This is a genomic window from Microbacterium sp. 2RAF4 (assembly GCF_052115285.1).
Taxonomy (GTDB): domain Bacteria; phylum Actinomycetota; class Actinomycetes; order Actinomycetales; family Microbacteriaceae; genus Microbacterium; species Microbacterium oxydans.
Map to the genome: position 1 here is coordinate 648,852 of NZ_JBFRGI010000002.1, position 13,730 is coordinate 662,581.

At 65.3% G+C, this 13,730-nt stretch carries 14 protein-coding genes, 1 tRNA gene and 1 pseudogene; 10 read left to right on the forward strand and 6 right to left on the reverse strand.

The features are described from left to right. Positions 1-12: 12 nt before the first annotated feature. The gene (locus AB4070_RS07485; protein ID WP_441979556.1) at positions 13-825 is read left to right on the forward strand and encodes a restriction endonuclease; all 813 of its coding nucleotides are present in this window, start codon (positions 13-15) and stop codon (positions 823-825) included. A gap of 36 nt (positions 826-861) precedes the next feature. On the opposite strand, the gene AB4070_RS07490 is transcribed toward AB4070_RS07485, so the two are convergent. From AB4070_RS07490 to AB4070_RS07500, 3 genes are all read right to left on the reverse strand, one after another. Then, entirely contained in the window at positions 862-1,323 is a 462-nt protein-coding gene (locus AB4070_RS07490; protein ID WP_441976497.1) for a DUF4411 family protein, read from the reverse strand. After that, positions 1,320-2,447, reverse strand: a complete 1,128-nt coding sequence (locus AB4070_RS07495; RefSeq protein WP_441979557.1) for an ImmA/IrrE family metallo-endopeptidase — start codon at positions 2,445-2,447, stop codon at positions 1,320-1,322. The genes AB4070_RS07490 and AB4070_RS07495 overlap by 4 nt, the downstream gene beginning before the upstream one ends. 195 nt (positions 2,448-2,642) lie before the next feature. Then, entirely contained in the window at positions 2,643-4,247 is a 1,605-nt protein-coding gene (locus AB4070_RS07500) for a recombinase family protein (RefSeq protein WP_441979558.1), read from the reverse strand. A gap of 29 nt (positions 4,248-4,276) precedes the next feature. Between AB4070_RS07500 and AB4070_RS07505 the strand changes: the two are divergent. Further along, positions 4,277-4,561: pseudogene (locus AB4070_RS07505) on the forward strand (AMP-binding enzyme); the annotation flags it as partial. A gap of 91 nt (positions 4,562-4,652) precedes the next feature. On the opposite strand, the gene AB4070_RS07510 reads toward AB4070_RS07505, so the two are convergent. Next, on the reverse strand, positions 4,653-5,111 hold the full coding sequence (locus tag AB4070_RS07510) for a RidA family protein (RefSeq protein ID WP_378874324.1): 459 nt from the start codon (positions 5,109-5,111) through the stop codon (positions 4,653-4,655). After that, a complete protein-coding gene (locus AB4070_RS07515; protein ID WP_021199127.1) occupies positions 5,108-5,332 on the reverse strand; it encodes a hypothetical protein in 225 nt (74 codons plus the stop codon). The genes AB4070_RS07510 and AB4070_RS07515 overlap by 4 nt, the downstream gene beginning before the upstream one ends. A gap of 89 nt (positions 5,333-5,421) precedes the next feature. Here AB4070_RS07515 and AB4070_RS07520 point away from each other — a divergent pair, with 89 nt between their 5' ends. From AB4070_RS07520 to AB4070_RS07555, 8 genes are all read left to right on the forward strand, one after another. Then, entirely contained in the window at positions 5,422-7,983 is a 2,562-nt protein-coding gene (locus AB4070_RS07520) for a transglycosylase domain-containing protein (RefSeq protein WP_441979559.1), read from the forward strand. Continuing rightward, a complete protein-coding gene (locus AB4070_RS07525; RefSeq protein ID WP_441979560.1) occupies positions 7,974-8,909 on the forward strand; it encodes a metallophosphoesterase in 936 nt (311 codons plus the stop codon). The genes AB4070_RS07520 and AB4070_RS07525 overlap by 10 nt, the downstream gene beginning before the upstream one ends. 35 nt (positions 8,910-8,944) lie before the next feature. Beyond that, positions 8,945-9,532, forward strand: coding sequence for a hypothetical protein (locus tag AB4070_RS07530; RefSeq protein WP_441979561.1), 588 nt, complete (start codon positions 8,945-8,947; stop codon positions 9,530-9,532). A gap of 284 nt (positions 9,533-9,816) precedes the next feature. Further along, positions 9,817-10,101, forward strand: a complete 285-nt coding sequence (locus AB4070_RS07535; RefSeq protein ID WP_441979562.1) for a hypothetical protein — start codon at positions 9,817-9,819, stop codon at positions 10,099-10,101. Positions 10,102-10,156: 55 nt separating this feature from the next. Next, positions 10,157-10,233 (forward strand) — tRNA-Pro (locus tag AB4070_RS07540). Between the two features lie 66 nt (positions 10,234-10,299). Further along, a complete protein-coding gene (locus AB4070_RS07545) occupies positions 10,300-10,776 on the forward strand; it encodes a VanZ family protein (protein ID WP_441979563.1) in 477 nt (158 codons plus the stop codon). Further along, entirely contained in the window at positions 10,773-11,528 is a 756-nt protein-coding gene (locus tag AB4070_RS07550; protein WP_441979564.1) for an HAD-IIB family hydrolase, read from the forward strand. The genes AB4070_RS07545 and AB4070_RS07550 overlap by 4 nt, the downstream gene beginning before the upstream one ends. A 52-nt stretch (positions 11,529-11,580) precedes the next feature. Further along, positions 11,581-12,423, forward strand: a complete 843-nt coding sequence (locus AB4070_RS07555; RefSeq protein ID WP_441979565.1) for a DUF1295 domain-containing protein — start codon at positions 11,581-11,583, stop codon at positions 12,421-12,423. Between the two features lie 38 nt (positions 12,424-12,461). Here the strand turns inward: AB4070_RS07555 and AB4070_RS07560 are convergent, their stop codons facing one another. Next, positions 12,462-13,721: an alpha-hydroxy acid oxidase gene (locus AB4070_RS07560; RefSeq protein WP_441979566.1), complete on the reverse strand. Its 1,260-nt coding sequence runs from the start codon at positions 13,719-13,721 to the stop codon at positions 12,462-12,464. Positions 13,722-13,730 lie beyond the last annotated feature (9 nt).

The following is a 13,730-nucleotide window of genomic DNA, read 5'->3' on the forward strand; positions in this document are numbered from 1 at the left end:
TATACTCGGGGCATGGAGAACGAGCCTGCGGAGCCATCGGAAGAGCAGATCCCCGAACCGCAGGATGCAGAAGACGACTTCGCGCTCGGCTCTCTGGACTTCGACGGACTCTCCCCCACCGACTTTGAGGAGTTCTGCTTCGATCTGATGTCGGGGACCGGCTTCTCCAATGTGGACTGGAGAAAGGGAACCCCTCTCTCGTCCTCACCCTCAGACCGAGGCCGGGACATCGTGGCGCGAAAGACGCTCACAGATATAGATGGCCACGAGTACGAAGAGCGTTGGTTTGTCGATTGCAAGCATTACAAGCGAGGTGTTCCACCCGACGCGCTCCAGGGCACCCTTGCCTGGGCTAGCGCCGACCGCCCCGCGGTCGTGCTGTTCATCGCTTCCGGCTACCTCACCAATGGAGCTAAGGACTGGATCGCAGAGTACGAGCGCACCAATCGCCCGCCGTTCCGAATCAGGGTGTGGGAGAAGCCTCAACTCCTCAAGCTGGTCGAGAAGCACCTGGATCTCGCCTTCAAACACGATGTAGGCACGAGCACTCTCCGGCGAGTGTCGGAGATCCTCGCGGCGGAGTCCGAGCTCACTGAACGCCTCTGGTACGGGCGAAAGCCCACGGATGAAGATCTTGCCGCCAACGACTGGTCGGAGGACATCAAAGCGGCAGTCCGCGAGGGCAAGCGGATGGCAGAGAAGGAGTATGGCGTGGATGTCCTCGAGAAAGATGTCGCGTCCGACTGGGACTGGGGATATCTATCCGGGCGGGCTTCAGCTATCCGCTGGGTGCTCGGTGACGACTGGCACAACCTCGACAGTTAGGTTCATCCCTGACCTCGCACGGCCGCGAGCGAGTTCTCAGAACTGCCAGCCATAGGCCCGGATGTAGTCGAAGAACTTGATGGTTCGCACCCGGTGCTCATCGGCAATGTTCGGGATTTTCTGGTTCTTGTCTTCGGTCCCCGGTCCCTTGCGGTTCTCCTCGGACACGATGGTGGACCGCTCCGACTTTGCGTGTGCGATCACGAAGGGGTCGGCCTCATTGAGCTGGCCCTGAACCCAGCCAGGGTGAGCTACGCCGATCTCAGCGACGGTGATCAGCTCCTCGTCTGTGATCGGACATACGAACCCCTGCAGGTTCTTCGCCCAATCGTGAAGCTCGTCTCCACCGCGATGAACCTCGCGAAGGATGGCCTCACAGATGCAACTTTCACCGGCAGCGACCGTCGCTTCGATGTTGTCCCACATCGCAGGGAAGATGTCACGCGGGTAGCGCTGCACCAGCCCGATCAGGATGTTGGTGTCGAGGGTGTAGCTCATTCAGCACCACCTGTCCGGTAGTACTCGCTGAGCATTTGCTCCACCATCGGAAGCCGTGCATTGAGCAGATATGTAGCGTCGACAAGGTCGACACGGCGGTCTTCAAGCGCCCGAGCAACTGTTCCGATGTAGGTGGAGCCTAGATCTCGATAGCGCAGTCGCCAAGGCGGCACGAAGCCATCCTTCTGCTTGAGTGCCTCTCTTGCCCGCTCCCAGGTCTCTTCGCTGGCTGCTCGAACTTCGTCGAGATCTTCGTCGTCGATGAAGTCGAGGCGACGAAGTCGGACGGCCGCGGCGAGGTTGCTCACCTTGAAGTGTCGAGCCAGGTGCTCAGATGCCGCGAAGGGGTCATCTGCGAACTTCAAGTTCGCTCGCACAGCGGCCTCCGGCATGAGGAAGTTCGCCGCGAAGTTGTTGGCAATAGCTTCTTCATCGACCGTCTCCCGAAGAGCGCACAGCCCGCTTGTCCGGTTGATGAGGTGGGCGACTTCGTGGAACAAGGTGAATGTTCGGCCAGCTGGGCTGTCGCCGCCGTTGACCATCACAACTGGAAGTTCGTCGTGGTGGACGGAGAGACCGCGGAAAGTGTCCAGGGAGATTTTGGTGGTTTGGAAGACCAGCACGCCATGATCTTCGAGCAACCCGCGCCAGAAGTTGAAGACCTGACTATTCGCGGACTCAGGAGGCACGAACACATCTGTTAGCCCGAACTGCTTCCGCAGCTCCCGCGCTCGAACTGGGATGTTGCTCCACCCGATGGACCCTCCTTTGAGCCGCCGTTCTGGTCGGCCGCCGAGGTCCAGCATGGCGTCGCGATGCTGCTCCGCCCGGCGCATCTCCTTCGCCAGATCTGCAGGGAGGTTGGCGTGGGCTCGTCCACGGAAGTCGGCGGTGTCGGGAACATCGGGAACCGCTGGAGGGGCAGCGAAGAAGAATCCGAGGGGCCGATCCAGCTTGGTGGCGAGCAGCGTCAGCTGTCGGAAAGTCGGAAGCGCGTCGCCGCTCTCGAACTCCTCGACGCGGTCAGGCTTGACACCGACAGCATGGGCGAGGTCTTCCTTGGTCACATGATTGACCTCGCGAGCCCAAGCCAGAGCCAACGGATTGATAGGCGCTCTCGCCATCGCTCCACCTCCTGGCCCCCGGGCGCGGTGCGCGCCGCCGAATGATTGTCATTCTAGGGGTAGCCCCCGACCCTCTCGTTCGCCAGGTCGACTACGCGATTCGAGGCGCGCACGACACTGCATCTGGTCTTCGATCCGCTCCACCTTCAATGCACTGATTCAATCCCCGCAATCAATCCCTCGAAGCCGACGCGGTTAGTCGGCGTCAGCCATGAGATGTCCCGGAAGCTTGAACGGAGTCTCGACGGCCTCTTCCGAGGTGAGCCCGTTGTACTCGTAGTGCGGCTCTTTCCACACGATGGATATCCGCTTCTCGATACCGGCCTGTCGCGCGACCTCCGGGGTGTTCCCTCCGTAGCCCTTGCTGCCTTTGGAGATCACGATGAACTCGATCTCCTCCCGGAGCGCCTGCTGGCGCTCCTCGAAGCTCCGCTCGAGCTTGCCCGTGAACCAACCCAACGCATCGTCGATCGTGGACACCCTGGTCGGCCTAGCGAGCTGATCGGCGTTGAATCTACTCCGTTCCCGCTCCAACTCGTCTCGTTCCCGCCGAAGCTTCCGCACCTGCGGGAAGACCTCGCGGCTGTCGAGTTCCCCGGAGCTGTGGGCGTTCATCAGTTCGCCGATCCGCTCAGCCACATCTCTGAGCCGATCTTCGCCGGGCCAGACCTTACTTTCCGCTGGCGTCTCTACCGGCACACCGTGGATCGCCTTATCGAGGAGATAGCGCAGAACGACACGCTCGATGTAGTGCTCGACTCGTTCGGCAGAGATCCCGAGGTGAGTGGTGCCGCTGCCGGTGCAGGTGTAGGAACTCGGCCGCTTGCCGTCCTTTGACTGCAGTGCACCGTAGAGATTTCGCGCGCAGATCCCACACTGGAGAAGGCCCTGAAGCAGCCACTTCCCTTCTCGCACCCCTCTTCTGCTCCGTTCCTCCAGCTTGGCGAGCGCGGCTTCCCGCTCCTTCAAGGAGATGATTGGCTCCCAGCTCCCCCTGACGAGCTCTCCGTCCTCTCCGTAAAGGGGTTCGCCCTGATAGACCCGCACCCCAGCGGTTCGCCACCCGAGAAGAACGCGATGGACGGGCGCCCACCCCCAGTTGGTCTTCCCGTCGGATGTCTTGATCCCCTGCTGATTCCACTTCCGCCGAATGCTGGTGATCGACGCTCCCCCAATAATCTCCAGCACAGCTTCCCTGATTGCGGCGGCTTCCTCCGACCTATGGGTGATGTGGTCATCTTCGAAGCCGAAGGGACGGCGATGCTGCTTCGCTGGCTCCCCCTGCATGGCCTTTTGAAGGTTCTTACGCTGTACGCGCTCGGCGAGCCTCTCGACCTCACCCGCGTCCACTCCGGCCTTGATGCGGGCGACCATGCGCCCGTCTGCCGAAGAGAGGTCGTCTTTATGGCCAGAAACGACCGTCTGGACGATCACCCCCTTCTTCCTCCCGAACTTCCTCTCAGTCTCGGCGTGGAGTTCTAGGAGATCTTCAAGCTCCCGTGGGCGTCGGGTGATCCGGGAGTTCGAGTAAGCAATGATGTGCTGAAAGGAACCGGCCCGCGCTGCGGCAAGCATCTCCAAGTACTCTTCGCGAACCTTTCGCTTCGAAGTCCTGTCCGAAGCTCCGATGTCATTGTCCGAGTAGCTCCGGAAGACCGTTAGCCCCAGTTCGGCGGCCTTCGCCTCACAGTCCTCCTGCTGACGCTGGACGCCCAGCTCGTCCCCTTCCCGGTCGTCGCTGATCCGGGTATAGATCGCACAGAGCTGTTCCCTGGGCACACTATTGGCACTGACATCCATACGCCCACATCGTAATGCATGATTTGACAACCACGCGCCAGGCCGTGGTGGCGTTCGTCATCATCAAGGAGAGCTACCTCGCCGCGCACGAGCCCGCGGGCCTCGCGCAGCAGCTGCGCCTGTGGGTCGGCGAGCAGATCGGCGCCATCGCCCGTCCGCGCGACGTCTACATCGTCGGCGAACTGCCGAAGACCCGCTCCGGCAAGATCATGCGTCGCCTCCTCCGCGATGTGGCCGAGGGCCGCGAGGTGGGAGACACGACGACGCTCGCCGACACCGCCGTGATGAGCATCATCTCGGCGCAGGTGAAGTAGGACGAGCAGCACGGACGAGAAAACGCGCCTCCCCTTCCCGGGGAGGCGCGTTTGTCTTGCGGACACGACGGAGGACGCCGCCGGGACGCATTCAGGCGAGGAGGAACGTCACCTCGACCTCGACCGGGCTGCCGAGCGGGAGCTCCGCGACGCCGACAGCCGCGCGTGCGTGGCGCCCCGCATCACCGAAGATCTCACCGAGCACCTCGCTCGCGCCGTTGATGACGGCGGGCTGCCCCGTGAAGCCGTCCGCGGATCCGACGAACCCGCCGACGCGGAGCACGCCACCGATGCGGTCGACGCCACCCGCGGCATCCGCCGCCGCGGCCAGAGCGTTCAGCGCACACGTGCGGGCGTAGGTCTTCGCATCCTCGGCGGAGACGTCGGCGCCCACCTTGCCCGTGGCCGGCAGCGCACCGTCGACGAACGGCAGCTGGCCCGAGGTGTAGACGAGGCCCCCGTGCACGACCGCAGGGACGTAGGCGGCGACCGGGGCGGCGACCGCAGGCAGCTCGATGCCGAGCTCGGCGAGGCGGGCGGAGACGCTCATGCCTGGCCTCCCTCGAACTGACGGGCGGCCTGTTCTGCGGCGGCGAGGCCGGCATTCGTCGACGCGTCGGACGTGACGGGGCGCTTCAGGTAGGCGACGAGCCCGCCTTCGGGCCCCTGCACGACCTGCACGAGCTCCCAGCCCTGCTTGCCCCAGTTGTTGAGGATGGCTGCCGTGTTGTGGATCAGCAGCGGCGTGGTGAGGTACTCCCACGTGGTCATGGCACTCCTGTCGATCGGGGCGCGGCACCCGAAATCCGGGGCGGGCTCGTCAAAGGCGGTATTCAGGGAACTCCCCTACGATCAAGCGTATGCCCCAAAAGAATCGCACGGTGAGAGGCGTGCTCGGCGGTCTCGTCGGGCTCGTCGGCCTGAGCGCCGTCGCCGGTCTCCTCGTCACGGCCAGCGTCACCCCGGTGCTCGCGATGACCGGCCTCGCAGGCACCCAGGCTCTCACCCTCTTCGATCAGCTCCCCGAGAGCCTCGACCCGAGCACGCCGATGGAGCAGTCGACCATCTACGCGACCGCCCCCGACGGTTCGCAGGTCGAGCTCGCGTCGTTCTACGAGCAGAACCGCGTGCCGGTGACCTACGAGCAGGTCTCCCCCACCCTCTACGACGCGATCCTGTCGAGTGAGGACAAGAACTTCTACAGTCACGGCGGCGTCAACATCGGCGCGACCGTGAAGGCCCTGGTCGACAACGTACGAGGCACCTCCAGCCGTGGTGCATCGACGATCAGCCAGCAGTACGTGAAGAACGTGCTGATCCAGAAATGCGAGCAGGACGTCGACACCACGTCTGACACCTACTCGGAAGACCTCCAGCAGTGCTGGCTCGACGCCACCAACGCGACAGGGGCGAAGGGCATCGAGCGCAAGCTGCAGGAGATGCGCTACGCGATCCAGATCGAGAAGGACTTCTCGAAGAACGACATCCTCCTCGGCTACCTGAACATCGCCAACTTCGGTGGAACCGTGTACGGCATCGAGGCGGCCGCGAACTACTACTTCTCCACGACGGCCGCGAACCTCACGGTCGCGCAGTCGGCGACTCTCGCCGGCATCGTGCAGAACCCCAACACCTACCGGATCGACAAGCCGGAAGGCACGATCACCAACTCCGAGGGCGTGGCGCTGAACACGGCAGCGGATGGGTACGCGCTCACGAAGGATCGCCGTCACTACGTGCTCGGCCGCATGCTCGCCGACGGCAAGATCACGCAGGCGCAGTACGACGAGGCCGACGCATCGGAGATCACGCCCGCGCTCAACCCCCCGACGCAGGGGTGTGCATCCGCAGGAACCAGCGCGTACTTCTGCCAGTACGTGAAGTCGATCGTCCTGAACGACGAGGCCTTCGGGAAGACGCAGCAGGAGCGGACGGACCTGCTCCGCCGCGGTGGCCTGAAGATCTACACGACGCTGGACTACCGCATCCAGAACCCGGCAGCCGAGAGCATGTCCGAGATCGTGCCCGCCAACGCCGACAACCAGAACTTCGGCGCCGCCGGCGTCTCGGTCGAGGTCGGCACCGGACGAATCCTCTCGATGACGCAGAACACCATGTTCACCGAGACGCCCACCGACGACCAGGCCTACACATCGCTGGTGTTCGCCGGCGATAAGGACCACGGCAACTCGGGGGGCTTCCAGGTCGGATCGACCTACAAGCTGTTCACGCTGATCGACTGGCTCGAGAAGGGCCACTCCGTCAACGAGGTGCTCAACGGAAGCGTCCAGACGAATCTGAGGATCCCCGTGTGCGGCGCCAAGCAGAGCACCGACACGAAGAAGATCGGCAACTTCGGCGGCGGCGGCGGCGGGACCAGCTCGGTGCTGAACTTCACGAAGAACTCGCTCAACAGTGGGTACTTCGCGATGGCGTCGAAGCTCGATGTCTGCGACATCAACAAGGTCGCCGACCGCATGGGCGTCACGCTGGCGAACGGCGGCAAGGTCACCGACGAGAACGTGCCGTTCGACGTGCTCGGCCCGAAGAACATCTCCCCCCTCGCGATGGCGAACGCCTACGCGACCGTCGCGAGCGGTGGGAAGTACTGCTCGCCGCGCGCGATCGACCGTGTGGTCGGAGCTGACGGCAAGGACCGCGAGCTGCCGGCATCGTCCTGCACCGATGGGGTCCTTCAGCCCGAGATCGCCGCGACCGCTGCCTTCGCGCTGCAGAGCGTGATGGGCGGCGGCGGCACCGGATCCCGCGCCAACCCGAACGACGGCACTCCCCTCATCGGCAAGACCGGTACGCACGACCGCTGGTCGACCATGATGATCGAGTCCAGCACCAAGGTCACCACCGCCGTCTGGGCGGGTCGCTGGCAGGGTCAGGCCAACATCTACCAGAAGCGGGCCAACGGCTGGAACCTCAACGACATGCGATACCCCCTGGCCAGGGCAGCGCAGGGAGCAGCCAACGCCGCGTACGGCGGAGACGCCTTCCCGAAGCCGGACGGCAAGCTGACCCGACAGCAGCTGACGACGGTTCCGAGCGTCGTGGGCAAGTCTGTCGAGGAGGCGACCGGCATCCTGACCGACGCCGGCTTCCAGGTCTCCGTCGGAGGGGCGGTCGACAGCGATCTCGCTGCCGGTCTGGTCGCCGGTCAGGACCCCACAGGGGAAGCTGCGAACGGCGCGACGGTCACGCTCACGACCAGCAACGGCCAGGGCACGACCGTCCCCGCGAACCTCGTGGGGATGTCGAGAGCTCAGGCGACCGCTGCGCTCGGTGCCGCCGGCTTCACGGACATCGAGTTCGACAACTCGTGCAATCCGCCGACATCCGTCGTGGGCAGCTCCGATCCTGCGCCGGGCACTGCGGCCAGCAAGTCCACCGCCGTGCGTGTGACGTGCCAGTAGCGGCACGCCGCGGCGCACACCCGGCCCTCATCGCGCTCGGCGCGGTGGGGGCCGTGGGTGCCGGCGCTGCGATCTGGGGCATCGGCATCGAGCGGTACCTGTTCACGGTGCGCGAGGCCTCAGCAGTGGCCCTCCCGCCCGGCACAGCTCCCCTGCGCATCCTGCACATCTCCGATGCGCACATGGCACCGTGGCAGCATCGCAAGCAGGACTGGCTCGCCTCCCTCGCCGAGCTGAAGCCCGACCTCATCGTGAACACCGGGGACAATCTCGGCCATGAGAAGGGACTCGACGGCATCCGGCGTGCCTTCGCTCCTTTCGCCGGTATCCCCGGCGTGTTCGTGCACGGCTCGAACGACGTGGCCGCGCCGTCTCCGCGGAACCCTTTCCGCTACTTCCTCGGTCCTTCCAAGAAGAACCACAAACCCGAGCTGCTCGACACCGACGCGATGGACCGGTACTTCACGGATGAGCTGGGCTGGACCGACCTGAACAATGCCGCAGCACGGCTGCGAATCGCAGGCACCGACGTCGACTTCTTCGGCGTCGACGACGCCCACCGTGACTGGGACCGGCTGGACGAGCTTCCCGACGCGATCTCGGCACTCGGCGCTCGTGACGCGGCGACGCCCGTCCTCGGCGTCACGCACGCGCCCTATCAGCGGGTGCTCAACGGCTTCACCGATCTCGGCGCCGACGCGATCCTCGGAGGCCACACACACGGCGGTCAGGTGTGTCTTCCCGGGTACGGGGCTCTCGTGGCGAACTGCGACATCCCGCTCAAGCAGGCCAAGGGGCTCAGCACCTGGTCGCACGACGGCCGTACCGTGCCGCTCAACGTGAGCGCGGGGTGCGGACACTCCATCTACGCGCCGGTCCGCTTCGCCTGCCGACCGGAAGCGACGCTTCTCACGCTCACCGCATAGGCGCTCGGACGAGCTTCTACACGGAAGCAAGCACCGTGACACCCGCGCTTGTGTCAGGGACGCGGAACTTCTCCCGGTTGACACACTGGGCGGCCGCTCTGCGCGGTCACACCACGTGGTTTCTTCCCGCCGTTAACAACGCCGAAGCCCAGGTGGGCGAACTCACGGGCTGGGCCGGGGACCTGATAAACCTGTGGTGCCAATTCGTGGACTATCGCGCGAGCTCTGGATTCGCTGGCAGCATTTCTGATTGGTTCCTCGCACATATCGGCTCCACCTCAACCAACGAGCGCTTCGACGAACTCGATCTAGTCTGCGACGTCGACGCATATCTCACATACAACCGAGCACGCCCCGGCTACCGTCCGATCGCCGATTGCGTGCGAGAGATTGAAGTCGCCTGCAGGTCCGACCCGAACTGGAGATACCGCCAGTTCTACGTTGAGCGCTTCGGGGCAAGCCCAGGCAAAGCGGCCAAGGCCGCGGAGCACGTGTTCGTCTCGTGGTTCGTCGGGCTAAGCTATCCGCTCAGTCACTTCCTGGACGGCCGCCCGGCCCCCACCGCCGAAGAGGCTAAGCAGATCGGCCTCGGCTTCGAAGCGGCAATACTAAGTCGAACATAGTCATTCGCAACGGACGGAGAGCGGGTGACGCAGATGGTTCAGCCGGGCGAGGCGAAGACGTCACGGACCGCGGCCTTCGGGGCGAGCGCGATGTATCTCTTGGTCCCGCTGACGTTCTCGGTGCTCGCTCTGCCCCTCGTCAGTGAGGCCACGCGTCCCCCGCTCGGACTGGCAGATTGGCCTCGATCCGCCCTTATTCTGCTCGCTGTGTTCATCATCGGTGTACTGCTGCCCGCGATGGCCCTCCTCCGCGGAATCCGCTCGCTCGTGCGTCCCCTGCGCGCGTGCTTCTCGCCACTCTCGCATTCCTGTTCACGCTGATCTGGGGTGTGATCGTCGCGTGGGCCATCGGTCTGGGCGCCAGCGGAGGGAACAGCGAAAGTGCCGTCAGGATGCTGTCCGTGTGGGTGTTGACGACGTCGAATGTCTGGCCCATCCTGGTCACCGCCAGTTGCATAGCTCTGCCACGCGGGCGTGCGCGCCTCATCACGCTCGCGGCCTCCACGGGCGGAGGGCTCCTGCTCCTGATCGTCGCGCTCATCACCGTACGCATCACCGCACAGGTGTGATCCGGCCTCGATTCGGCGCGGGGAACATTTCCCTGTAGACTCGGAGGGTTGCAAACGGGGTGTGGCGCAGCTTGGTAGCGCGCTTCGTTCGGGACGAAGAGGTCGCAGGTTCAAATCCTGTCACCCCGACCAGTAACACCGGAAGGCCGCCCTCAGGGGCGGCCTTCTCTGTACCGGGACCGTGCACGAAGGGAACGCATGAGCTCTCTGCTCCCACCGCCGCGCCGTTTCACCCGGGTATGGGCGCTCGCCCTCAGCGTCCCCTTCCTGATCGGCCTCGCCGCCCTCACCCTCACGCCGTCGAAGGTCGAGGACTCGATGCCGAATCTGCTCGACGTCATCCTCACGACGACACACCGTCTCGGCTGGGAGTGGCTCGACTTCACGCGGCTCGAGATCATCGCGAACGTGCTGGTCTTCGTGCCGGTCGGCATCCTCGCCTTCCTGCTCCTCCCCCGTCGCGTGTGGTTCCTCGCGCTGTTGGTGGGACCGCTGCTGTCCGCGATGATCGAGACCGCTCAGCGCGTGGCTCTTCCCCACCGCGCGGCGACGGTGAACGATGTCGTGGCCAACTCGACGGGCGCGATCCTCGGCGTCGTCGTCGCGGTCGCCGTCACCCTGCTGCTCGCCCCGAGATCCTCTCAGCGTCCACCTTCTAGGCTGGAGACATCATGACCACGCCCACACTCGTCGCCTTCGATCTCGATGACACGCTCGCCCCTTCGAAGGGTCTGATCGACCCGAGGATCGCCGATCTGCTGCGCGCACTCCTGCGCACGGTCGACGTCGCCATCATCTCCGGCGGCAACGAGGCGCAGTTCCGCTCGCAGGTCGTCGCCCGACTCGGCGATGCGGATGCCGCTGACCTCGCGCGCCTGCACCTCCTTCCCACCTGCGGCACCCGCTACCTCCGCCACGACGGCACGGACTTCGCACCGGTCTACGCGCACGATCTCAGCGACGCAGACAAGCAGGCGGCTCTCACGGCTCTGCGCGAGGAGGCTGAGCGCCTCGGGCTGTGGGAGGCCGATCCGTGGGGTGACATCCTCGAAGACCGCGGATCCCAGATCACGTTCTCAGCACTCGGACAGCGCGCACCGCGCGAGGCGAAGCACGACTGGGACCCGACGGGCGCCAAGCGGAGTGCTCTGCGAGACGCCGTCGCCGCGCGTCTGCCCGGCCTCGAGGTCCGCTCCGGTGGATCGACCTCCATCGACATCACCCAGGCGGGCATCGACAAGGCCTTCGGCATGCGGCAGCTCGCCGAACACACCGGCATCGCCCTCACCGACATGCTGTTCTACGGCGACCGGCTCGACGAGGGCGGGAACGACTATCCGGTGCTCGCGATCGGCGTGCCCTCCATCGCCGTTGAAGGCTGGGAAGACACGGCCGACAGACTCGACGCACTGCTGCTGACCCTCTGATCCGCATGGTGTCGTGCGGCCCGCCACCGCCGCATGGTCCTAGCATGGCGTCATGGATGCCCTGCTGATCGTCATCGTCGTCGCCGCGGTCTCCAGTGCGGTCTGCTGGGTGCTCTCCCTGATCACCCGTGACACCTCCTGGGTCGATCGCGCCTGGTCGATCGTCCCCGTCGCCTATGTGTGGATCTTCGTCGCCGGCGCCTTCGTGAACGGCGAGGGTTCGGCACGCGTCGTCCTGATGGGTGTCCTGGCGACGGCGTGGGGAGCCCGGCTGACCTTCAACTTCGCCCGCAAGGGCGGCTACACCGGGATGGAGGACTACCGCTGGGCGATCCTCCGAGGTCGCATGCGTCCCTGGCAGTTCCAGATCTTCAACCTGCTGTTCATCATCTGCTACCAGATGACGCTGCTCGTGCTCATCACTCTGCCGGCCGCCCTCGCCGCCCAGAATCCGTCGGCGCTCACCGGATGGGACGCACTGTTCATCGCCGCATTCCTCGCGTTCCTGGTCGGCGAGACGATCGCCGACCAGCAGCAGTGGGTGTTCCATCAGCGGAAGAAGAAGGCGGGCGGCACCCTCCCTCCCGGCTTTGCCACGACCGGACTGTTCCGGTACAGCAGGCACCCCAACTTCTTCTTCGAGCAGGCGCAGTGGTGGGCCTTCTACGCGATCGGTGCGACGGCAGCTGTCGCGGGCGGTGCCGGAGTCATCGGGGGCGTGCTGAACCCGACGATCATCGGTCCCGCGCTCCTCACCGTGCTGTTCATCGGCTCGACGATCTTCACCGAGTCGATCACCGCGTCGAAGTACCCGGCATACGCCGACTACCGCCGCACGACATCGATGCTCGTGCCGTGGCCTCCACGCGCGCGATCCGTGGCCACGCAGTCCTGAAGCCGGCGCCCACCGGATACTGACGATCCGGCAGGATCTCAGCTCACGCGGGCCTCTGCCGCGGCCCGTGCGACGGGGACCAACCTGGTCAGCTGGGTCACGTGCGCGGGCTCGAGCTCGGCGAGCGACGCGACGCCCAGCAGGCGCATCGTGCGCTCGATCTCGCTGCGCAGGATCGCGATCGTGCGGTCGACGCCCTGACGTCCGCCCGCCATCAGACCGTAGAGGTAGGCCCGCCCGATCAGCGTGAAGTCCGCGCCGAGCGCCACCGCGGCGACGATGTCGGCGCCGTTCATGATGCCGGTGTCGATCATGACGGTGAAGTCGTCGCCGACCGCCCGACGCACCTCCGGCAGCAGGTGGAAGGGGATCGGCGCGCGGTCGAGCTGGCGTCCTCCGTGGTTCGAGAGGACGATGCCGTCGACTCCGGCGTCACGCAGACGCACCGAGTCCTCGACGTTCTGCACGCCCTTGATGACGATCTTGCCCGGCCAGATGTCGCGGATGACCGCGAGATCGTCGTAGCTGATCGTCGGGTCCATCGCCGCATCCAGCAGCTCCCCCACCGTGCCCCCTGTGGTGCTGAGGGAGGCGAACTCGAGCTTCGGCGTGGTGAGGAAGTCGTACCACCACCACGGCCGCGGGATCGCGTTGATGATCGTGCCGAGCGTGAGCTGGGGCGGGATGCTGAAACCGTTGCGCTTGTCACGAAGGCGTGCGCCGGCGACCGGGGTGTCGACCGTGAACTGGAGAGTGTCGAAGCCCGCCGCCGCCGCACGACGGGTGAGTTCGTAGGAGATCTCGCGGTCGCGCATGACGTAGAGCTGGAACCAGTTGCGCCCCTGCGGATTGGCGGCCTTGACGCCCTCGATCGAGGTGGTGCCGAGTGTGGAGAGCGTGAAGGGGATGCCTGCGGCCGCGGCGGCTCCCGCACCGGCGGTCTCCCCCTCGGTCTGCATCAGGCGTGTGAAGCCGGTGGGCGCGATCCCGAAGGGCAGAGCGGACCGACCGCCGAGGATGTCGACGGTCGTGTCGATCGTGGGAGCCGGACGCAGGATGCCGGGGTGGAACTCCACGTCCCGGAAAGCCTGACGAGCCCGGGTGAGGGACAGCTCGCCCTCCGCAGCTCCGTCGGTGTAGTCGAAGGCCGCCTTGGGCGTGCGTCGCTTGGCGATCAGGCGCAGGTCATCGATGGTGAGGGCCCCCTCCAGCCGTCGCTTGCGGCCGTCGAGCTCCGGCTTCTTGAACTTCATCAGCTCGAGGAGTTCGGCGGGGTTCGGGAACTGGCGCTGCACCATGATGTGCCT

Excerpts from the sequence above, each read along its gene's own strand:
- AB4070_RS07485 (WP_441979556.1), top strand. The coding sequence starts at position 13 with ATGGAGAACGAGCCTGCGGAGCCATCGGAAGAGCAGATCCCCGAACCG.
- AB4070_RS07490 (WP_441976497.1), bottom strand. The coding sequence starts at position 1,323 with ATGAGCTACACCCTCGACACCAACATCCTGATCGGGCTGGTGCAGCGC.
- AB4070_RS07495 (WP_441979557.1), bottom strand. The coding sequence starts at position 2,447 with ATGGCGAGAGCGCCTATCAATCCGTTGGCTCTGGCTTGGGCTCGCGAG.
- AB4070_RS07500 (WP_441979558.1), bottom strand. The coding sequence starts at position 4,247 with ATGGATGTCAGTGCCAATAGTGTGCCCAGGGAACAGCTCTGTGCGATC.
- AB4070_RS07510 (WP_378874324.1), bottom strand. The coding sequence starts at position 5,111 with ATGAGCGTCTCCGCCCGCCTCGCCGAGCTCGGCATCGAGCTGCCTGCG.
- AB4070_RS07515 (WP_021199127.1), bottom strand. The coding sequence starts at position 5,332 with ATGACCACGTGGGAGTACCTCACCACGCCGCTGCTGATCCACAACACG.
- AB4070_RS07520 (WP_441979559.1), top strand. The coding sequence starts at position 5,422 with ATGCCCCAAAAGAATCGCACGGTGAGAGGCGTGCTCGGCGGTCTCGTC.
- AB4070_RS07545 (WP_441979563.1), top strand. The coding sequence starts at position 10,300 with ATGAGCTCTCTGCTCCCACCGCCGCGCCGTTTCACCCGGGTATGGGCG.
- AB4070_RS07550 (WP_441979564.1), top strand. The coding sequence starts at position 10,773 with ATGACCACGCCCACACTCGTCGCCTTCGATCTCGATGACACGCTCGCC.
- AB4070_RS07555 (WP_441979565.1), top strand. The coding sequence starts at position 11,581 with ATGGATGCCCTGCTGATCGTCATCGTCGTCGCCGCGGTCTCCAGTGCG.
- AB4070_RS07560 (WP_441979566.1), bottom strand. The coding sequence starts at position 13,721 with ATGGTGCAGCGCCAGTTCCCGAACCCCGCCGAACTCCTCGAGCTGATG.